This is a genomic window from Synechococcus sp. BMK-MC-1 (assembly GCF_014279955.1).
Classification (GTDB): domain Bacteria; phylum Cyanobacteriota; class Cyanobacteriia; order PCC-6307; family Cyanobiaceae; genus Synechococcus_C.
In genome coordinates this window covers 1,643,648-1,662,647 of the sequence record NZ_CP047939.1, presented here as the reverse complement: position 1 = coordinate 1,662,647, position 19,000 = coordinate 1,643,648, and the positions used below count along the sequence as shown (strand labels likewise).

The window sequence follows — 19,000 nt, the reverse complement described above, 5'->3', positions numbered from 1 at the left end:
CGAGCAAGGTGGTGACTTCAGATCAAGCTGGATAACAGCAGCAGAAAGGCCATCACTCCGATTCCAAGCACGGCTGTTGCGGTGGCAATCGAAAGTGATGGATCGTCGCGGTAGAGGTAAGGATCGCTGCGCAGCCTCAACAGTTCGCGTTTGTGCTGACGGATCGCGATCAGCAGTGTGAAAATTCCGACTGCGATAAATCCCATTGACATCAGCTGAACACCGATGTCATGCCTGGAGTTGGGGTCGCCCCCTGCATCTCGAATGGCATCGATGATTTTGTCGAGACCGAATCCGAAACTGATCAAGGCAAGAGCGGTTCGGATCCACGCCAGGGTTGTGCGTTCTGCTGCGGCTCGATTGCGCGTTTTGGCCAGTTCCGTATTGGCATTGCTCATCCGCTGCGGTGGGCCGAAATACTTTCTTTAAAGTAGAAGCGCCTGCAGATCACGTCATCTCGGAATGATCCTGATTGTGCAAGTTTGTTGTGTTCTGCTTTTAGGAAAGCGACGATTTTTGTTTTTCGATTCACAATGACCCCAAACCTGTATTGGATTATTCATGGGATTAGCTGAACATCTTCTGACACATTCAGCAGAGGGATTGCGCTTGATTCTCGAATACCTTTCGATTCTTTCTGTTGCTGTTGGTCTTATTGCGGTTTTTTGCCCTGGGGGACCACTTCGCCTACGAGCCATCCCGCCGCGCCTTTTGCAACGAGGGCCGTTGACAGCGGCCCGTTTGACGTTTGGTGGGTGGGTTGCGCTGGCACTTGAGTTTCAACTTGGCGCTGATGTGGTTCAAACCACAATTAGTCGCGAGGCATCGGCATTGATTCAGCTGGGTGCTGTGGCGCTGGTGCGTACATTTCTGAACTACTTTTTGAGCCTTGAACTTAAAGAAAAAGAGCAGGCTTCTTGACGAAGCCTGCTCCAGGGTCTTGATGGTTGCTCCCATTAAATATGTGTTTTTGTGCTATTCGAGATACTCCACGTGCATGGTGTGAATGGATCCGTTGAACTTGAATGGCGCACGTTCGTGGTAATCGAGCGAAACAGGAGAACCAAGCGCCTGGCCGACATCCAGACAATCATTAGCAGTAAACAGCACAGCTGCAACCCTCGGCACAGTTCCGTCGATCACCTGGGTGCCATTGATGGATACCTTGATTGACAGCGGGCCTCTTGGATTGTCGTCGGTGTGCTGGGTGACAATCTCCAGCTTGTGGCGTCCGGCCGGCAGTGGCTCAGCAGAGCGCAGCTTGGTGCGTTCAATGATGAACAGGTTGTACTCATAGATGAGAATCCCCTGATCCATATACAAGGTGAGACCGCCTGAATTGGCACCGAGCTTGTAGAGCACACCACTGGCCTTCTCTGGAATCTCCATGTCGATCGTGACTTTGTTGTTGAGGCAACCAAGTCGTGGAGCACAGGGTTCCGGAATACGTGTGATGGTGCCTGGCAACTCCCAGGATGTTGCTGGCGGGGCAACCTTCAGCTCTGGGTGGAAGATGATGGTCCAGAGGCCTCCGCCAATCGGCAGGTTTTTGTATTTGGCCGATTCCACCAGGAACAGATTTTTAAGCATCTGCAACTTCTCTGGGTGCTGATCTGCCAGGTTCTTGCCCTGACTCCAATCTTCGTCGAGGTTGTAGAGCTCCCAGTCATCGGTGTCGGGTGACCAGGTGAGGATGTCGGGGTCGACGCCCTTCACCCAGGGCAGCCGGGGCCCTACGGCCCCAGCCATCCAACCATTGTGATAGATCGAGCGAGAACCCATGATGTCGAAGAACTGGGTCTTGAGCTGACCTGGTGCATCCGGGGCATTGAAGGCATAGGCGAAGCTGGTGCCGTGGATTGGATCCTGCTCAACCCCATTCACGATTTTGGGTGGAGTGATCCCTACTAGCTCATAGATCGTTGGTACAAGATCGTTGCAGTGGTGGAACTGCGACCGCGGCTTTGGATCTGGCTTGATGCCCTTGGGCCATTTGACCATCATCGGATTGCGGATGCCGCCGAGGTAGGAGGCTTGCAGCTTCATACCTTGGTAAGGCGTACTGCCGGCCCAAGCCCAGCCTGCGTGATACATGTTGTCGACCAGGGGGGAACCGAGCACATCGAGTCCGCCAAGTTCATTGAGGACCTCGATGTGCTGCTCAATTTCCGAGGCGACGGAGTTCTGAGCCAGCAGCTCGGAGATGGTGCCGTCCTGGCCTTCTCCGGAGGAGCCATTGTCACCCCAGATGTAAACAACGAGTGTGTTTTCCTCGTAGCCCAACCGTTCAATTTCTGAGACGATGCGGCCAACTTGATGATCGGTGTGTTCGGCAAAGCCTGCCAGCACTTCCATCAAACGTGACTGGAAGGGCTTCTGATCGTCAGGGATGGAATCCCAGGCTGCCAAGCGGGGGTGGCGTGGCGTGAGCTGGGCGTTCTCTGGAATCCAGCCTTTGGCCTTGGCATTTATAAATGCCTTTTCGCGATACGCGTCCCAGCCCCCGTCGAACTTGCCCTTGTACTTGTCAGCCCATTCCTTATTTACATGGTGAGGACCATGCAAGGCTCCTGATGCCCAGTACATATAGAAGGGCTGATCGGGGCGGAGAGCTTTGTGGGTCTGCAGCCAGTTGATAGCGTCGTCAGCCAGGTCTTCACTGACGTGATATCCCTCTGCTGCTGTTTTCGGTGGCAACACCACTGTGGTGTTGCGCACCAGATGTGGCTCATATTGAGAGCACTCACCTGCGAGGAATCCGTAGAAGTATTCGAAACCAAGACCCGTTGGCCAGTTTTCAAATGGACCTGCAGCCGTGGTCTCATTGGAGGGCGTGTTGTGCCATTTGCCCCATGCTCCGGTGGCGTATCCGTAATTGCGCAGAACCTCCGCCTGCAGTGCACAGCTTTCAGGAATACGCCCTGAATAACCGTCCCAGTCGTTGGCGAATTCACAGATCTGGCCGTTGCCTACGAAGGTGTGGTTACGACCGCACAGCAGCGACGAGCGTGTTGGTGAGCACATCGCTGTGGTGTGGAAGCGATTAAAACCCACACCACCATCTTTGATCGCCTGAAGTGTAGGTGTATGAATTTCGCCACCCAGGCATTCCGGCATTGCAGGACCGGCATCGTCAATTAGCACCACAAGAATGTTGGGTGCGTCGTCTGGAAGCTTCTTGGGATCGGGTAGTGGGCTATACGTTGACTCCTGCATCGTCGTCCCAGCCTTGCTGCCCGACGGTTTTGCAGGAAACGGCAGAATCGAGCCATCGATTGGTGAAGTGTTGCTGTTGCCCATGGGTAAGGAGTGAGTCGAGCGTGAGCGGACAGTTCATTACTACCGGCTGTTTCAATCTCTGAATCCGTCTGGGAAGAGAACTTGCACAGATGGGATCAATGGGTTGGGGAGACCACGATCGGGCTCAATACTGGTGATCCCGATCGTGCGCAGTTGAGCGGTGCTCGAACCCTCTCCGTCAATCCAGCGTTAAAAAGTTGGCAGTCCTAGGACTTATTTGCTGGAAGAACCTCAAGGTATGACAGATCACATCAATCTCCCCCGTTTGATCCGCCGTCTGACCGTTGGAGGGGGTGTGTTGCTTGCGACAAGCTTGACGATTGCCTGCATGAAGCAGGGGCAATCTCAAGCAGGTGTCTTCGATCGGACGAATCTCCCCATCGCTGAGCCAAGGCCTGAAAAGGTCACCAAAGTTCTGCCTTCAGAGGTGCCATTGCCCGCACAGTGGGAGGTGACCGCACCAGCCGATGCACCCAACGTGGTAATCATACTTTTGGATGATGTGGGCTACGCGGCTCCTTCCGCATTCGGCGGTGTGGTGAACATGCCGACGGCGGAGAAGCTGGCCGACAATGGGCTGCGCTACAACAGGTTCCACACCACAGCCCTTTGTGCCCCAACGCGGGCAGCCTTGAAATCTGGTCGTAATCACCACAAGGTGAACACGGGATCCATTCCAGAGATCGCGACGGGTTATGCAGGTAATTCAACCGTTGTGCCGGATTATGCCGTGCCGGTTGCAGAAATTCTGAGACTCAATGGTTACAACACAGCGGCCTTCGGTAAGTGGCATGAAACCCCAGGCCGTGAAACCACGGCTGCTGGCCCTCAAACCCGTTGGCCAACGCGTCAAGGATTTGAGAAGTTTTACGGCTTCGTTGGGGCGGAAGACAACATGTGGGAACCTACCATCCACGATGGTGTCACCGTTGTCGATGCACCGAAGAAAGATCGGTATCACTTCACCGAAGACATGACTGATCAGGCGATCGGTTGGGTTCGTCAACAGAAAGCGATCAAGCCTGATAAACCATTTTTCATCTATTATTCTTCAGCCGGTGCCCACTCCCCACACCATGTGGGCAAAGAATGGATTGACAAATATAAAGGCAAGTTTGACGAGGGCTGGGATGTTCTCAGGGAACGCAATCTAAAAAACCAGATCAAGGCTGGGATTGTTCCTGAAGGTACGCAGATGGCCAAGGCGCCAGACAGTATTCCCAAGTGGGACAGCCTCACCCCCCAGCAGCAGAAAATTTATGCGCGCCAGGCTGAGGTGTTTGCTGCTTTCACGGAGCACTCCGATTACGAAGCAGGCCGTTTGATTCAGGCGATTGAAGATCTTGGTGAGCTCGACAACACCTTGGTGATTTATATCACTGGTGACAATGGCGCCAGTGTTGAGGGGGATAGGACTGGTCATTGGAATTGGAACCACTACCTCAATGGTGTTGCAGAAACGCCTGACGAACAGGAGGCGAAGCTTGATGAATGGGGTGGTCCAACCACCTACCCCATGTACCACATGGCTTGGGCGATTGCCTTTAATTCACCTTTTGCACTTTCCAAGCAAGTCGCCGGTGATTTCGGCGGAACACGCAATGGCACAGTGATTCATTGGCCGAAGCGCATCAAAAAAGTTGGTGGTTTGCGCACTCAGTTCTCGCATGTGAATGATGTCGCCCCCACGATTCTTGAAGCGGCCAATCTGCCGATGCCCAAAACAATTAATGGTATCCCGCAGATTCCCATGCAGGGAACCAGCCTGTTGTATACCTTTGATAATCCAGATGCCAAAGAAAAGCACAATACGCAGTATTTCGAGATTATTGGCAACCGAGGTATCTATCACAACGGCTGGATGGCTCGGACGACCATCATGTATCCCTGGATGGCGCCCAAAAGAATGAACACCGTTGCGGCAGATGATGGTTGGGAGCTGTACGACACCACAAAGGATTTCAGTCTCTCGAATAATCTTTCTAGTCAGGAGCCTGAACGCCTTGCGGCCTTGAAGAAGAAGTTTATGGAAGAGGCCATTGAGAATCAGGTGCTGCCCCTGGATGACCGCCTGCTCGAGCGTCTTGTCCCATCTGTTGCAGGTCGGCCCACCCTGTTAGGTGATCGCACGTCGATGGATTTATATCCATATGCTTGGAACATGGTCGAAGACTCGATTCTCAATGTCAAGAACGTCTCCAATAGTGTGACGGCCCTTGTTGATGTGAAAGGAGGCGAAGAAGATGGCGTGATCTTCTCCCAAGGAGGGCGATTCGGTGGTTGGTCGCTTTACGTTGAAAAAAACAAGCCTTCCTATACCTATAACTACATGGGAGAACTGCTCACCCTGACGAGCAACAAGCCATTGCCCGCTGGTAAATCCGAAATCCGTTTTGAACTCGACTACGACGGCGGTGGCACTGGGAAAGGTGCAGATCTTCGCTTGAAACTCAACGGCGAGGTGGTCGCTGAAGGCCGCCTTGAGAAGACGATTGCATCGCGTTTTTCCATTGATGAAGGCGCTGATGTTGGTCTTGATCGTGGCTCTGCGGTCACGGTTAAAACCATTGGACCTCGTCGTTACAGTGCCTATGGCGGTCAGATTGACAAGGTGACACTTCAGATCTACCCCAAGGACACGGATGCAGCCCAGGGTTAAGGATGCGTGTTACTGATTCAGTCTCTGGGGATGGCTCCATGTTGAGCCATCCCCTTTTTCTTGGTTGGTCTTGATGATGCCTGTCAACCAAGAGCCTGTGCCAGAGCTTGCTGTTGCATAGCCCCATATTCGTCCTCACAGATATTCCATGAACTGAGCTGGGGTAAAACCCCATTAAGAGGAAGTATCTGAACGATTCATTGCATGTCCAAACGGTTCCTCAACACAGCCTTGCCTATCAGCAGCGCTATCAACTCACGCTTACTTCCTGCGTGGCGACTACTGTGGCGATCGTTCAGGCAAGCAAAACAAATCATTGAAGAATCACTCTGTAAACGCTGAACTCATCTTTAAATAAAGCTATGGAGTTTGGACAATGCTTTTTGTCTGGATGATCCCGTTCGTGCGGAGTATGGGGCTTTACTGCCCATGCGCTAAGGCATCTAGCCTATAAAGTGCACTAGATTAATTTTCTAACCGATGACGGCGCTGCAGTTCAAAATTTTGTCGTCGGTTTTCGTTGCTTTGCTGGGTTCTTCGCAAGGTTTCACTGCAAGAGCGCAGGTTCCTGACCAGCCACTCGTCGCAGACCCAGCGGGTTTTGACTTCACACCCCTGCACTTGGCTGAAACAACCATTGCTCAGAATGGTGCAGATCAGTCTCAGTCTGGTACAGGAAATGAGCCTGTTTCTGTGACCCCTGGAGAATCGAAGGCGAAGGAAGAAGGCTCTCTCGCCAAGGCAGCGCAGAATCCAATTGCGAGCTTGATCAGTCTTCCGATTCAATGGAATTCCACGCCTTCAACCCAGTGGGCTCCAAATGTCACAATCCCATCTCCTGATCCTGCTCTTCCCCCCTATCGCACCAACTTCAAGGCGAATCAAACGCAAAATGTTGTCAATGTGCAGCCTGTCATTCCCTTTAAGGTGAGTGAGGGGTTGACGCTGGTAACACGCACGATTGTTCCCTTCATCTCTCAGCCATGGGCTCGGGGTACATCCATTCAGTCGTTGGGGGATATCAATCCCTCGGTCTTCTTCGTGCCAACACTGAAGGGTAATTTCACCGTTGGCGTTGGGCCAACGATGGTGATTCCATCGGCAACTGACAATCGCCTTAGCTCGAAGCGTTGGAGTGCAGGGCCGACAGGTGTTCTTGTTTATACAAAGGGGCCAATTGTTGCCGGTGGTTTGATCAATAATATCTGGTCGTTTTCAGGAGAAGCTGGTCGCGATGTGAACAAGATGTTGATTCAACCTTTTCTGAATTACAACCTGCCGAAGGGTTGGTACCTCACCAGCTCCCCCATCATTACTGCTAACTGGAATCAAGCTGAAAACAAAGGTTGGACTGTTCCGGTCGGGGCTGGTGTTGGTCGTGTTTTCGTTTTAGGGACGCAACCTGTGAATGCATCGCTGAGTGCCTATTACAATGCAGTTAAGCCAGAGGTGGCCGGTCAAACTCTGATTGGAGATTGGACGTTCCGCGCTCAGGTTCAGTTCCTTTTCCCAACGGGAGGGTAGTCAGGTTCCATTCTCTTGCAATGTTTGGCTAGGACTTTCCTCGAACAGGTTTTGATAGGCCCTGGCAAAATGACCTCTGCTGTGAAAATTAAAGTGTTGGGCGATATCTGTAACGTTGCGAAGCGTGGCTTTGCTTCTCGCTTCTTCGCTACGCAGCATCCAATTCACCTGTTCAAGACGAATGATTTTCATCAACTCCATTGGACCCATTTCGAAGGCATCTTTTGTGCCTTGGATGAGGGTTCGTTTGGAGCAATAAAGTTGTTTGCTGATAGAGTCTAGATTTAGCTTTTCGCTTCCGCGATTGAAGCCAAGTTGGATCAAGTCTTTGACCAATAACTGGCGTTGCGTTAATTCAAATGGATGGCATTCAATTTCTTTCGTACTCGCAAAAAAGTCTAGAAAATGCTTGATTATTGTGTTTCCTGTTTGTTGTCGAGTAAAATGGTGAGTGGTTGAATCGCTGATTGCTTCCTGAAGTAAAATTTTGAGCTTTTTGTGTTTGCTTGGGGTGATCTGAGCGCTATTGCAATTTAGGAATTGTTCTTTTAAAGCCTCTGCGTTGTGTTGGTCCAGGATGGTGTTAATTTTAAAGGCTGACGTGATTGCAAAATAGGTTGTGGTGTTTGCTGTGAGTTGAAAGTGTGATTCTCTCAGGTTTGATTTGAATCCGTTGATTGAATATTTGGGTACAGGTAGCGTATGCGTTTTGTGTTCATCGGCCACTCCCGATGATTCCAGGCAAAAGCTCATGCAGTCGGGCCCGCGATCTCCATTCAAGAGCAAGCATTGATTGCTGCTGATTTCAAGAATGGTGATTGAGTCGAAATTGGCGTAACTGAATCGGCCTGATAATCGCCCTTGGCTAAGTTGAATGGCCTCAAACGTTTTGCCGAGGCGCTTCAGGTGGGAAGCCAGTTCGGTAGCGGATTTGAACGGAGCAGACCAGCGATAAGGTTGATCTAAAGAAAGTCTTATGACTTTCTCGAGATGCTCTTGGCGGTAGTCCTTGCTGCGCATCGACCTAATTGTCTATCCGTAGAGTAATTTCTCTAAGGCTTTTGCTGGCCTGCTGAGTGTCAATTTTTTGAATGCACCCTCTCCAGCGTTGTTCCGATCAGTTTGTCGCCGGGGGATGCATCAGGCCTTCAGTCTTGGCCCAGGCGCTTCGCTTCTACAAACCGCACTGGCGTTGTGGGTTGAACGCTGTGATCCCTGTTCTCTCTGGGTTGCTGCTCGAACCTTTGGCCTGGCTCCAGACAGCTCTGTACTCCAGGCGTTTGGCGACGATTCAGCCACCTGATGATCCTGTTGTGGTGATCGGGCATTGGCGCAGCGGCACCACTTATCTGCATCAACTGCTGGCGTCGGATCCAGCTGCGGCCACGGCGAGGAATGCCTTAACGGTGGCTCCGCAGGTGGGCCTCCTGTTGAAGCCTTGGATCGTGGGCTTCTTGAATCGGATCATCAGCGCGCATCGCCCGATCGATGCGGTGCCTTGGTCTGCACTGGATCCTCAGGAGGACGAACTCGGTTTGGTGCGGCTCACCTTGGACACCAACATGGCCGGAGTGGCGTTCCCGCGTTGTTATCCCCGATGTTTTCGCCGTTATGTGCTGGCCTCCACGGCAGCCTTCCGGCGTGAGCTTGCGAGGTTCACCAAGCTCACCTGGTTGCACGACGGGGCAGGGAAGACCCATCTCGTGATCAAAAATTCAGCCCACACAGCACGTATTCCCCTGCTCTTGCAGTTGTATCCCAAGGCTCGTTTTGTGTTGCTCAAGCGCGATCCAATCGCGTCGATTCGCTCCCTGGTGCAGGTGAAGCAGCGCTTGGGGGGGCTGATGGGATTTCAGGCTGTGCCCGATCAACTGCAACAGGTTGAGGAAACCGTGGCGGCCCACGCTGAGCTGATGGGCGCCTTTACGGCGTCCCGTGCCCAGATCCCACCTGGGCGGTTGGTGGAGGTGGCCTATACCGATCTGGTGGCATCGCCCATCACAACGGTGGAGAGGATTTATCGAAACCTCGGAATCGCTGGCTGGCAGCAGGCCCGAGCGGCGATTCAGGCGCGAGCGACCCAGGCGAGGACCTATCGCCCCTCTCCTGTGCAGTTGGAAGCGGCGGCGGAGCAGCGATTGCAGGAGCTGATCGCCCAGCAACCGCCGCATTCCTGAACCGTTATTGACCAAAGGCCACTTGGCATGCGGCGTTCAGCAGTTGTGCCTCATCGGCATTGCGCGGTGTGGCGCCGTTGAGTGTCCCCTGGCGGCAGTCGGCACTGAAGCGCACCGTGCTTCCCCCGTCATTCACCTCAAACGTCACCACATCGCCCGTGGCGGTCACGCTTGGGTAATAGAGGTAGTAATCGGAGTCGGGAACCTCGATGTAGCTCACCTCATTGCTTTGCGCTGATGTCACGAGGCTGTTGATCACGCCAAAAGTGGCCAGACCAGCCAGGCCCCAGGCCGCCGCCTGACCGGGATACCAGCCCCAGTTGTTGTAGTAGGAGCTTCCGTACCATCCATAGGTCCAGGGTCGGTTGTTGGTCCAGTTGTTGTTGCTGTACCAACCCTTGCCATAACGATCCCAGTTGTTGACCACATCACGGCGGGTATCGGCCCTTCGATCGACGCGATCCGTGCGGTTGTTCTGGCGGCTGTTGGTGCGGTCCGTCCGTCCCTGCTGGCGGGCATCGATGTTGCTGCCGCGCGTGGTCTGGCGGGTATCGCGGTTGCCCTGACGGGTGCTTTGGCGTGTGCCGCTGTTGCTGCGCACTTGGCCCTGACGCGTGCTGCGATTGCCCTGGCGGGTGCTTTGGCGGTTGCCACGGGTGGTTTGACGGGTGGTCTGACGACTGCCGCTGTAGGAGCTGAAGCCGGTTCGACCACTGCTGCGTGATCCGCTGCTGCGTGAGCCACTGCTGCGCGAGCCACCACCTCTGGACCCACCACCTCTAGACCCACCACCGCGGCGTTGGCTCAGGAGCTGTTCTTGCGCGGACTCCTGATGGATGGCGTCGTCGCTGGAGAGGGCGGCCAGGCCGGCCGCGGGTTGCAGGGAGAGGAGCAGGCCGAGGCATCCTGCGATCGGTCGTGTGCAGCGGTTTCGGATGGTTTTTGTCATTGCTTGATGGCCTCCTTGAGGCGGTCACAACCGTTGTCAAAACAGGCCACGTCCACGCGACCATTGGGAGCGAAGGCCATGCCCACCCGGGTTCGGCCCTGCATGGCATCACCGCTGTTGATCAGAACGTCGGCCAGGAATGAGGGGTTCTTCACGCAGAAGGCCTCATCGTTGAAGCACAACTCTTCTGTTTTGAAGTTGATCAACGCGTTCTTCACCGAGATCCAGGGCTCGGCGTTGCTGCCTCGGCCCTCAATGCGCACGAAGGGATCTTCGATCACGCGATAGCTCACGGTGCGGGAGCCGAACTGATGGCGGTATTCGGTGGTGTCGTCGACGTTGACCGCCTGCACGCGACAGGCAAAGGATCGATCGCCGGTTCTGCAGGTGGTGTCCAGGCTGTACAGCTCTTCGGCCATCACCACGGGTGCGCTGAAACTGCCAAGCAGGACTGACAGGCCTGCCAGCACCGCAGCGCGACGCTGATTGGGCATGGGTTTTTGGGGTGGCGGAGGTGTCAACGCCTCCATGTCGTCACCATGACCAACGATCGTGCTGGTGGCAGTAGATCTGCACAGGTGGGATCAATGCGCCAGTCGGCGGTACGTTGGCGCCCAGACGTCAACACGGTTGTGGTCCAGTCCTTCGTCCTTGCAGTGCTGGTGGTGTTATTGGTGCCGACGCCAGCGCGAGCGGTGGATGATTGCGGCTTGATCAAGCGTTTGATGAACACGCTTGGTGCGTCGATGGCGCGCAACCGCATGCTGATCGCCGCGTCTCAGGCTTCAGGGGACAACCCGCAGCAGGCGGAGGAGGCCAGTGCGCTCCTGGCGCGCCAAACCAAGGATTTTCGCGAGTTGCGGGAGGATTACGTGCGCAATCAATGCGGTGATGACTGGGATTGATTCACGGCAGCCTTCGCGCCGTCAGCGTCTGCATGAATTGCTGCTGGCCTTGATCGCCCGGGAGGACGACCTCGAGCTGATGGATGGCGAGGGGCCTGCAGGACTGGCGGGCTCGGCAACAGGTGAAGGGGCTGTTGTGGCGGCCCGCTGGTTGGAGCGCAACCAGCGGGTGTTTCAGAAGTATCAGGCTCTGGTGCGTACGGCGGTCACCCTCGACGCGTTGCTCGATGATGAGCAGCGTTCGGATCCCTAGGCCCGATCCCTAGGGCCTGGATGCTGAGTCGACGCCAGCTTGATCAAGGAGCTGCTGCTCTCTGCCGATGATCAGCAGCAACAGGCTGATGATCAGCAGTAGGGCGGTGATGGCGGCCACCACCCAAAGGGTTCCAGCCAAGCCCTGGGCATAGGACCTGCCGATCGCCTCCGTTAACGCTGATCCTGCGCTGCCTGCGCCTGAGCTGGTTCCGCTTCGCAGCAGTTGCTTCACCTGCTGCATGGCAGCAGCCACATCCCCTTCAGAAACACCGTTTTCGAGCAGTTTCAGGCGGAGATCGGTGAATCCGAATCCACTCACCATCGCGCCACTGGCTGCCAGGCCAAGGGCGAATCCGAGTTGGCCTGTGGTTGTGCGGAAGGCCGTGACAGCTCCGAAACTGTCGGATGGAGCTTCCTGCACAAACAGGGCTGATTGGGGGACGGCCACGAAGGCCAGCCCCACGCCCACCAGTACCAGTGCCGGCAGCAGCATGGGATAGGGGGTATCGGCCCGAATGCCTCCCAGCAGCGCCACCCCAGCCACCAACACCAGGCTCCCCCAGCCCATCAGCTGGAGCATGCGGCGTCCCGGCCGCATCAGCCGTCCGGCCACGATGCCGCCGCCACCGAAGCAGATCAGGAGTGGCAGTTGGCCAAGGGCAACCTGGGTGGTGCTGAAGCGCTGCACCACCTGCCAGAAATTGCTGGTCTGCAGTTGAACGACCGACTGGGCGAAGTTCCAGCCGATCCCGCTCACCACGGCGGCGGCAAACAGTCCCCGTTCATAGAGCCCGGGCGGAAACATCGGCTGGCTGCTGCGTCGTTCCAGCTGGTAATGCACAGCGAAGAGCACCAGGCCCGCCACGGTCGGCAGCCAGAATTCCACGCGCGTCAGCCCAGACACGGCTTGGCTCACGCCGTAGAGAAACAGCACCATGGCAGCGGCAATGCTCACCAGGCCGGGGCCATCGGCGCGCAGTTCCCGGTTGGCAGGCATTGGCGGCACCAGTGCGGGAAGGGCCAGCAGGCAGAGAGCGCTGATCAGAGGGACCAGCGCCATCGCCAGTCGCCAGCTGAAGTTGGCCAGGGTGCCTCCCGCCAAGGAGCCAAGGATGAAGCCGATGATGATCAGCAGATTCCATAACCCAAGGGCACGGCCCAGGGTTTGCGGGGTGCTGACGAAGCGAACGGCCGCAAATGTTGCAGCGAGCACGGAGCCCAGGGCGATGCCTGTGAACGCCCGCCCCACCAGAAACAGGCCCGTGTCCGGGGCCAGCACGGTGATGCTGTTGCCCGCGATCGTCAGGAGTAGGGAGGCCGCCAGGATGCGCCGCCGTCCGAGGCGATCTCCGAGAAACCCCATCACCAGAACGGTGGCGGCTTGCGCCAGGGTTGAGGTGCTGGCTGCCAGCGCCAGGGTCGCTCCATGCATGTCCATCGCTTGGCTGGCCTTGACCAGGGCGATGTTGGCCACGCTGGGATCGATCAACTGCAGGCTGGCCAGGATGCCCAGATAGGGAACGGTGAGCGCGGACACGCTCAGGGGCGTTGGCGTTGACGTGCTCATGGACAGACAGGCATGGGATTGGCTGTGATCTCCTCGGATGGCCAGTGCTGTTGTTGGGAACCGCTGCGACGGATCGCCACCAGTCGGCTGCAGCGCGACTCCCCCTCACGCCAGGGTCGCTGTGGCGATTGATCCAGCTGCACCCGCTCGCCGACCCGGTCCAAGCGCAGGGGGCCGCCGGGTTGCTCTTCCAGCCACACCTCTCCTTTCAGCCGCAACAGTGCCGGATCGAGGGAGGCCAACCATTGCAGCAGCACCTGCCGTGGGATGGGATGTTGCCGCTGCCAGCATTCGCTTTCCACCAAGGCTTCGGCGCCGGGATGGAACGGTGCTGGCTCCTTGCAACTGCGCAAGCTTTTCAGGTGCTCCTGGAGCCAGCGCTGACGCCGCTCAACCTCCGCGGGATCCAGGCGATCCACTTTTGTGGGCACGATGAGATCCACTCCTTCGAACTGGCGCTGCACCAGGTCGCCGACCCAGCGGTCATGCCAGAGGGACTCGATCCGCTCCAGGTCCACGAGTAGAAGGATGTTCTCCAGGTGCAGGCCGTAGAGCCTCACCTGTTCCCCCACCCGCAGGGGCAGGGCCATGCCGCTGGTTTCGATCAGCAATCGGCGCGGCCGCCTGGGTACGACGGCCAGTTGCAGCAGGGCCTCGCCCAGGCCATCGCGCAGGCTGCAGCAGAGGCACCCCTGGGTGAGTTCGATCACCTGGCCATGGGTTGCGCGCAGGCGTTGGGCGTCGATGTTGATCGAGCCCAGATCATTCACCAGCACGGCTGTGTTGGCATGGGCGGGATTCTCCAGCCAGCGGTTGATGCGACTGGTTTTTCCGGCGCCGAGATAGCCCCCCACCAGGGTGGTCGGTAACCCCAGAAGGGATTGCAGTTCAGAAGGAGCCATGCACGCAGGCTCCGTCTTTGATAGTGGCGATCACCTCAATGCCATTGAGGTCGTCTGGATTGACGGTCGTGGGGTCTTGATCGAGCACCACCAGATCAGCGCGTTTGCCCACCTCAAGGCTGCCTTTGCTTGTTTCCTCACGCAGCTGCCAGGCGGCCTCGAGGGTGAGAGCCATCAACGCCTGTTCAGCGCTCACACGCTCCCCCTCACCCAGCACGGTTCCGCTGCGACTGCGCCGTTGCATCGCGGTCTGCACCATCCGCATCGGCTCAATCGGTGTCACCGAGAAGTCGTTGTGGTTGGAGCAATGCAGGCCCAGGCGCATGGCGGAGGCCATGGGGCTGAGGCGGCTGCAGCGATCGGCTCCCAGATTGGCGAGGTGCACATCGCCATAGAAAAAGGCGTGCACCGTGAAAAAACTGGGATGCAGGCCGAGTTCCACGTACTCCTCCAGCTGACCGGGGGCCATGAACTGGGAGTGGATGATCACCGTGCGGTGGTCCTGGTCTGCCTGAAGACCGGCCTTGCGCACTGCTTCGATCATCATCGCGATCGCGGCATCGCCGTTGCAGTGCGCGAAAAGTTGAATGCCCTGGCGGCTCAGAGTGGCCACGGCTTTGTTCAATTCTTCCGGCGGCACGATCGGTTGCCCCCGCCAGTTGGCTTCACCGTTCGGTCCCCCGGTGAGCAGGGGTTCGCTCCAGAACGCGGTCTTCCCCTGAGGAGAACCATCCAGGAGCAACTTGATGCCCTGCAGCTTGAACCGGTTGTGATAAGTGCCGAAGGCATCCCGCGCGGCTTCGGGCAGCTCGAGGCTGTGGTGATGCCCATCGGGAAAGCGCTCACTGAGGAGCTTCGGCACCTCCAGCACCAGGGGGAGGGACACGACATCCACCAGCAGTCGCCCCTCTGAGGCTCCCCGCTGCAACATTGTCAGATCGGCTGCGGTGGTGGCTCCCTCCTGAATGGTGGTGATGCCTTTGCAGGTGTAAAGGGCCTGAGCCGCGGCAAACCGCTCGAGCAACGCCTCTTGAGAGGGTTTCGGCATTTGCACGAACAGGGGGATGAACGCGGTTTCCATCACCAGGCCTGCAGGTTCCTGGCTTCCCGCCCGCCTCACGATCACCCCGCCGGCCGGATCCGGTGTGGCTGCGTCGTAGCCCACCAGCTCCAGGGCTTTGCTGTTGAGCACGGCACCGTGGTTGGAGTTGTGAATGAGCATCACGGGGTTATCGGGCGTGATGGGGTCGATGTCGGCCCGGTCGAGCCCACGGCCGTCGGCAAGTCCATCGGGGTCATAGCCGTAGCCCACCATCCACTGTCCTGTTGCCAGTGGATGGGCCGTGAGGTGATCGCGCAGCACCTGCTGCAGGCTGGCGATGTCCGTGACCGGACCGGCTGGCGGCCGCTGGATGTTGGCCCAGTCCACCACCATCAGGGCATTGCTGAAATGCCCGTGGGCATCGATGAAGCCGGGCAGCAGCGTGTGCCCGGCCAGGTCCACCACCTGGGTTGTCGGCCCTTGGCAGGCCATCACCTGCTCCTGCGATCCCACGGCTTGAATCAGCCCATCGCGGATGGCCATCGCTTCAGCTCTAGGCTGGGCTGGATTCATGGTGATCAGCGTGCCCCCCTGCAGGATCAGGTCGGCGGAGGTGTGCGCGCTCATGAAAACGTGCTGAAGCCTGCTGCTCTGCTGGTAGCCATCCCCTGGCTTGTCTGACAAGGTCTGGCAATCTGGGGCGACCTTCCGCCGTTTCATGGCTCCCTTCGGTCTGTCTGCCCTGCGCTCGCTCCTGCGCCGCAGTTCCCGGCCGCAGGCCTGGACGCCTCCTGAGGCCAGTTGGAGCCGGCCGTTCGGTTTGGGCTGGGATCAGCCCTACACGGTGCGTTACGCCAGCAATCTCGATGACGGCCCCTGGCACGGCATGCCCCTGGGGGGCTTTGGTGCTGGCTGCATCGGCCGCAGCTCCCGCGGTGACTTCAACCTCTGGCACCTCGATGGTGGAGAGCACTGGTATGGAACGATCCCCGACTGCCAGTTCGCCCTGTTCGAAAGCAACGGCAGCAGCCAACGGGCCCACGCTTTAGCCGTGAAGCCCGAGGCGGATGCCTCACGCCCCAACAGCGCTGAGCCCCTGGCTGCCTGGGATTGGTATCCCGCCAGCACGCCGGAGCGCAGCACCGGCACCTACGCCGCCCGCTATCCCCTGAGCTGGACCCGTTACGAGGGCGTGTACGACGCCGAGGTGAGTTGCGAGGCGTTCAGCCCGATTCTTCCAGGTGACTACCAACGCACCAGTTACCCGGTGGCCGTGTTCCGCTGGACCCTGCGCAATCCCAGCGATCAACCGTTGGATCTGTCGTTGCTGCTGAGTTGGCGCAACACCGTGGGTTGGTTCTTCAACACCGACCCCTCGGCAGAGGTGCACTTCCGCGACGACGGCAGCCCGGAGCACAACTACGCGCCGGCGATCGGCCAGGGCGAAGGACAACGCAACCGTTGGTTGGATCAAGAGGGTGTGCGCGGCATCGTGTTGGAGGGCCAGCGCAGTGAGCCGATCGGCGAGGGCCAGGGTCAGTGGTGTCTGGCGGTGCCGGACGCCCTGGAGGGCGTTGAAGTGCTGCGCTGCAGCCGCTGGGACCCCACGGGCGATGGCCAGGAGCTCTGGCAATCGTTCGCTGCGGAGGGCCGCATTCCCAACAGCAACAACGATCGCTCCAGCCGTGCGGGCGAGCAAGCCAGCGCAGCGATCGCTTTGACGTTCACCCTGGCCCCTGGGGAATCGCGCGACATCCCGATTGCGATCAGCTGGGATCTGCCGGTTACCGCCTTCGCGACCGGTGTGCGTGATCTGCGCCGCTATACCGATTTCTTCGGAGCCGATGGTCGCAATGCTGCGGCGTTGGCAGCGGAAGCGCTGCGCGACTGGCGCCAGTGGCGTGAGCAGATCGAGGCCTGGCAGGCACCGGTGCTGGCGCGCAAGGAGCTGCCGGAAGCCTTGCGTATGGCTCTGTTTAATGAGCTCTACGACCTGGCCAGTGGCGGAAGCCTCTGGACCGCGGCATCGAGCAAGGATCCCCACGGCCGCTTCGGCGTGCTCGAGTGCCTCGACTACGCCTGGTATGAAAGTTTGGATGTGCGGCTCTACGGTTCTTTTGCCCTGCTGCAGCTCTGGCCGGAGCTCGACAAGGCCGTGCTGCGCAGTTTCGCCAGAGCGATCCCGGCGGCGGATGCTACCCAGCGGCCGATCGGTTGGTATTTCACCCAGGGGCGCGGCCGTGTGGAAGCCGATCGCAAGGTGGAGGGGGCCACGCCGCACGACCTGGGGGCTCCCAACGAAGTGCCCTTTGATGCCACCAATTACACGGCGTATCAGGATTGCAATCTCTGGAAAGACCTCGCCAGTGACTTTGTGCTCCAGGTGTGGCGCACCTTCAAGCTGGCACCCACCGGCGAAGATCTCACATTCCTGGCCGATTGCTGGCCTGCGGCGGTGCAGGCCTTGCACTATCTGAAGCGTTTTGATGTGAACAACGACGGCTTGCCCGACAACGGAGGTGCTCCTGATCAGACCTTCGACGACTGGCCGCTGAAGGGGGTGAGTGCCTACTGCGGGGCGTTGTGGATCGCTGCGCTGGAAGCCGCTCTGGCCATGGCCCAACGATTGCAGCAGGAGCTGGGGCTGGACACGGGCAGCGATCAGCACACCTTCAGCGCCTGGCTTGAGCAATCGCGCAGCAACTTCGATCGTTTGCTCTGGAATGGCGAGTATTACGACATCGATGCCGAAAGCGGTACGCCGGTGGTGATGGCCGATCAGCTCTGTGGTGATTTCTATGCGCGCCTGCTGGGGCTGGAGCCGGTGGTGAGTGAGGCCAACAGCCGCAGCACGCTCAAGGCCGTGAAGGAGAGCTGCTTTGAGAAGTTCCAAGGCGGCAGCCTCGGGGTGGCCAATGGCCTGCGCCGCGATGGCACGCCCCTGGATCCCAATGGCACCCACCCCTTGGAGGTGTGGACGGGCATCAATTTCGGCCTTGCCAGCTACTACCGCCTGATGGGTGAAGGCCAAACCGCCGAGGCGATCTGCTCAGCGGTGGTGGATCAGGTGTACAGCGGTGGTCTGCAGTTCCGCACGCCAGAGGCAATCACCGCGGTGAACACCTTCCGGGCTTGCCACTACCTGCGGGCGATGGCGATCTGGGGACTGTGGGCGACGCACACCGACTGGCAACGGATTCCTGGGGCGGAGCGGGGGTAGTCAGTTCAACGACACCTGCAAGGGGCGATCGAGCTTCAGGGTTTCGTGATCGTTCTGGTTGGTGTCGCTCAGCTCCAGGTTGAAAAAGGAGGCGGCGTCGGCAGCAAACAACGGTCCGGCATGCCAGGTGCCCAGATGCAATTTGATGCCTTCGCCGGCTTCGATGCGCAGCAGCCAGGCCGCTGAGGCATCGAGCAGAGGCCCTTCAGTGTCTGGTGGAGCCAGCAGCAGCCAGAAGGGGCGTGCTTCAGCCGAACTCAGGCATTGGGTGGCGTTCACATGGCGGGTCATCGCCGTAATCCGCAGGGGTCTGCGGGGGATGCGCATCACGTAGTAACGCAGTGTCCCGGGCCCGAAGCTGAGCTGCGCGTCCTGCTCCCCGGGCAAGGTCATGTCGTCCACCTCGCGCAAGGCCGTGCCGCAGGCGGGCAGGCGTGGGTCCAGCAGGGATCCCGCTTTCAGGGGCTGATGCTCGATCATGGAAGCACTGTTCGCGCTTG

The 19,000-nt window shown here is 58.1% G+C and carries 16 protein-coding genes; 7 read left to right on the top strand and 9 right to left on the bottom strand.

The window, feature by feature from the left end:
* Positions 1 to 17 precede the first annotated feature (17 nt).
* Positions 18 to 398, bottom strand: a complete 381-nt coding sequence (locus SynBMKMC1_RS09300; protein ID WP_186471523.1) for a YidH family protein — start codon at positions 396 to 398, stop codon at positions 18 to 20.
* A 163-nt stretch (positions 399 to 561) separates the two neighbouring features.
* On the opposite strand from SynBMKMC1_RS09300, the gene SynBMKMC1_RS09295 reads away from it, so the two are divergent.
* Positions 562 to 921: a DUF1622 domain-containing protein gene (locus SynBMKMC1_RS09295; RefSeq protein ID WP_186471522.1), complete on the top strand. Its 360-nt coding sequence runs from the start codon at positions 562 to 564 to the stop codon at positions 919 to 921.
* Positions 922 to 975: 54 nt separating this feature from the next.
* Here SynBMKMC1_RS09295 and SynBMKMC1_RS09290 read toward each other — a convergent pair whose 3' ends face one another.
* Positions 976 to 3,216 carry an arylsulfatase gene (locus SynBMKMC1_RS09290; protein ID WP_255486149.1) on the bottom strand — a complete coding sequence of 747 codons (2,241 nt, stop codon included), beginning with the start codon at positions 3,214 to 3,216 and terminating at the stop codon, positions 976 to 978.
* A 322-nt stretch (positions 3,217 to 3,538) separates the two neighbouring features.
* Between SynBMKMC1_RS09290 and SynBMKMC1_RS09285 the strand changes: the two genes are divergently transcribed.
* The gene (locus SynBMKMC1_RS09285; RefSeq protein ID WP_186471520.1) at positions 3,539 to 5,959 is read left to right on the top strand and encodes an arylsulfatase; all 2,421 of its coding nucleotides are present in this window, start codon (positions 3,539 to 3,541) and stop codon (positions 5,957 to 5,959) included.
* A gap of 480 nt (positions 5,960 to 6,439) precedes the next feature.
* Positions 6,440 to 7,483, top strand: coding sequence for a neuromedin U (locus SynBMKMC1_RS09280; RefSeq protein ID WP_255486148.1), 1,044 nt, complete (start codon positions 6,440 to 6,442; stop codon positions 7,481 to 7,483).
* Here SynBMKMC1_RS09280 and SynBMKMC1_RS09275 read toward each other — a convergent pair whose 3' ends face one another.
* A complete protein-coding gene (locus SynBMKMC1_RS09275; RefSeq protein ID WP_186471519.1) occupies positions 7,484 to 8,503 on the bottom strand; it encodes a helix-turn-helix domain-containing protein in 1,020 nt (339 codons plus the stop codon). It abuts the gene before it with no gap.
* A gap of 71 nt (positions 8,504 to 8,574) precedes the next feature.
* Between SynBMKMC1_RS09275 and SynBMKMC1_RS09270 the strand changes: the two genes are divergently transcribed.
* Positions 8,575 to 9,660: a sulfotransferase gene (locus SynBMKMC1_RS09270; RefSeq protein ID WP_186471518.1), complete on the top strand. Its 1,086-nt coding sequence runs from the start codon at positions 8,575 to 8,577 to the stop codon at positions 9,658 to 9,660.
* A gap of 4 nt (positions 9,661 to 9,664) precedes the next feature.
* On the opposite strand, the gene SynBMKMC1_RS09265 is transcribed toward SynBMKMC1_RS09270, so the two are convergent.
* Positions 9,665 to 10,609 carry a hypothetical protein gene (locus tag SynBMKMC1_RS09265; RefSeq protein ID WP_186471517.1) on the bottom strand — a complete coding sequence of 315 codons (945 nt, stop codon included), beginning with the start codon at positions 10,607 to 10,609 and terminating at the stop codon, positions 9,665 to 9,667.
* Positions 10,606 to 11,103, bottom strand: a complete 498-nt coding sequence (locus tag SynBMKMC1_RS09260; protein ID WP_186471516.1) for a hypothetical protein — start codon at positions 11,101 to 11,103, stop codon at positions 10,606 to 10,608. The genes SynBMKMC1_RS09265 and SynBMKMC1_RS09260 overlap by 4 nt, the downstream gene beginning before the upstream one ends.
* A gap of 138 nt (positions 11,104 to 11,241) precedes the next feature.
* Between SynBMKMC1_RS09260 and SynBMKMC1_RS09255 the strand changes: the two genes are divergently transcribed.
* Positions 11,242 to 11,514 carry a hypothetical protein gene (locus tag SynBMKMC1_RS09255; RefSeq protein ID WP_255486146.1) on the top strand — a complete coding sequence of 91 codons (273 nt, stop codon included), beginning with the start codon at positions 11,242 to 11,244 and terminating at the stop codon, positions 11,512 to 11,514.
* A complete protein-coding gene (locus tag SynBMKMC1_RS09250) occupies positions 11,501 to 11,767 on the top strand; it encodes a hypothetical protein (RefSeq protein ID WP_186471514.1) in 267 nt (88 codons plus the stop codon). Before SynBMKMC1_RS09255 ends, SynBMKMC1_RS09250 begins: the two co-directional genes overlap by 14 nt.
* A 9-nt stretch (positions 11,768 to 11,776) precedes the next feature.
* Here the strand turns inward: SynBMKMC1_RS09250 and SynBMKMC1_RS09245 are convergent, their stop codons facing one another.
* From SynBMKMC1_RS09245 to SynBMKMC1_RS09235, 3 genes are read right to left on the bottom strand one after another with little or no spacing between them, the layout of a single operon-like run.
* On the bottom strand, positions 11,777 to 13,336 hold the full coding sequence (locus SynBMKMC1_RS09245) for an MFS transporter (RefSeq protein WP_186471513.1): 1,560 nt from the start codon (positions 13,334 to 13,336) through the stop codon (positions 11,777 to 11,779).
* A complete protein-coding gene (locus tag SynBMKMC1_RS09240; RefSeq protein WP_186471512.1) occupies positions 13,333 to 14,238 on the bottom strand; it encodes a GTP-binding protein in 906 nt (301 codons plus the stop codon). The genes SynBMKMC1_RS09245 and SynBMKMC1_RS09240 overlap by 4 nt, the downstream gene beginning before the upstream one ends.
* The gene (locus SynBMKMC1_RS09235; protein WP_186471511.1) at positions 14,225 to 15,907 is read right to left on the bottom strand and encodes an amidohydrolase; all 1,683 of its coding nucleotides are present in this window, start codon (positions 15,905 to 15,907) and stop codon (positions 14,225 to 14,227) included. Before SynBMKMC1_RS09235 ends, SynBMKMC1_RS09240 begins: the two co-directional genes overlap by 14 nt.
* A gap of 91 nt (positions 15,908 to 15,998) precedes the next feature.
* On the opposite strand from SynBMKMC1_RS09235, the gene SynBMKMC1_RS09230 reads away from it, so the two are divergent.
* A complete protein-coding gene (locus tag SynBMKMC1_RS09230) occupies positions 15,999 to 18,500 on the top strand; it encodes a GH116 family glycosyl hydrolase (protein ID WP_186473409.1) in 2,502 nt (833 codons plus the stop codon).
* Here SynBMKMC1_RS09230 and SynBMKMC1_RS09225 read toward each other — a convergent pair whose 3' ends face one another.
* On the bottom strand, positions 18,501 to 18,980 hold the full coding sequence (locus tag SynBMKMC1_RS09225; protein WP_186471510.1) for an ureidoglycolate lyase: 480 nt from the start codon (positions 18,978 to 18,980) through the stop codon (positions 18,501 to 18,503).
* Positions 18,981 to 19,000: the final 20 nt, after the last annotated feature.

Excerpts from the sequence above, each read along its gene's own strand:
- SynBMKMC1_RS09300 (WP_186471523.1), bottom strand. The coding sequence starts at position 398 with ATGAGCAATGCCAATACGGAACTGGCCAAAACGCGCAATCGAGCCGCA.
- SynBMKMC1_RS09295 (WP_186471522.1), top strand. The coding sequence starts at position 562 with ATGGGATTAGCTGAACATCTTCTGACACATTCAGCAGAGGGATTGCGC.
- SynBMKMC1_RS09290 (WP_255486149.1), bottom strand. The coding sequence starts at position 3,216 with ATGCAGGAGTCAACGTATAGCCCACTACCCGATCCCAAGAAGCTTCCA.
- SynBMKMC1_RS09285 (WP_186471520.1), top strand. The coding sequence starts at position 3,539 with ATGACAGATCACATCAATCTCCCCCGTTTGATCCGCCGTCTGACCGTT.
- SynBMKMC1_RS09280 (WP_255486148.1), top strand. The coding sequence starts at position 6,440 with ATGACGGCGCTGCAGTTCAAAATTTTGTCGTCGGTTTTCGTTGCTTTG.
- SynBMKMC1_RS09275 (WP_186471519.1), bottom strand. The coding sequence starts at position 8,503 with ATGCGCAGCAAGGACTACCGCCAAGAGCATCTCGAGAAAGTCATAAGA.
- SynBMKMC1_RS09270 (WP_186471518.1), top strand. The coding sequence starts at position 8,575 with ATGCACCCTCTCCAGCGTTGTTCCGATCAGTTTGTCGCCGGGGGATGC.
- SynBMKMC1_RS09265 (WP_186471517.1), bottom strand. The coding sequence starts at position 10,609 with ATGACAAAAACCATCCGAAACCGCTGCACACGACCGATCGCAGGATGC.
- SynBMKMC1_RS09260 (WP_186471516.1), bottom strand. The coding sequence starts at position 11,103 with ATGCCCAATCAGCGTCGCGCTGCGGTGCTGGCAGGCCTGTCAGTCCTG.
- SynBMKMC1_RS09250 (WP_186471514.1), top strand. The coding sequence starts at position 11,501 with ATGACTGGGATTGATTCACGGCAGCCTTCGCGCCGTCAGCGTCTGCAT.
- SynBMKMC1_RS09245 (WP_186471513.1), bottom strand. The coding sequence starts at position 13,336 with ATGAGCACGTCAACGCCAACGCCCCTGAGCGTGTCCGCGCTCACCGTT.
- SynBMKMC1_RS09240 (WP_186471512.1), bottom strand. The coding sequence starts at position 14,238 with ATGGCTCCTTCTGAACTGCAATCCCTTCTGGGGTTACCGACCACCCTG.
- SynBMKMC1_RS09235 (WP_186471511.1), bottom strand. The coding sequence starts at position 15,907 with ATGAGCGCGCACACCTCCGCCGACCTGATCCTGCAGGGGGGCACGCTG.
- SynBMKMC1_RS09230 (WP_186473409.1), top strand. The coding sequence starts at position 15,999 with ATGGCTCCCTTCGGTCTGTCTGCCCTGCGCTCGCTCCTGCGCCGCAGT.
- SynBMKMC1_RS09225 (WP_186471510.1), bottom strand. The coding sequence starts at position 18,980 with ATGATCGAGCATCAGCCCCTGAAAGCGGGATCCCTGCTGGACCCACGC.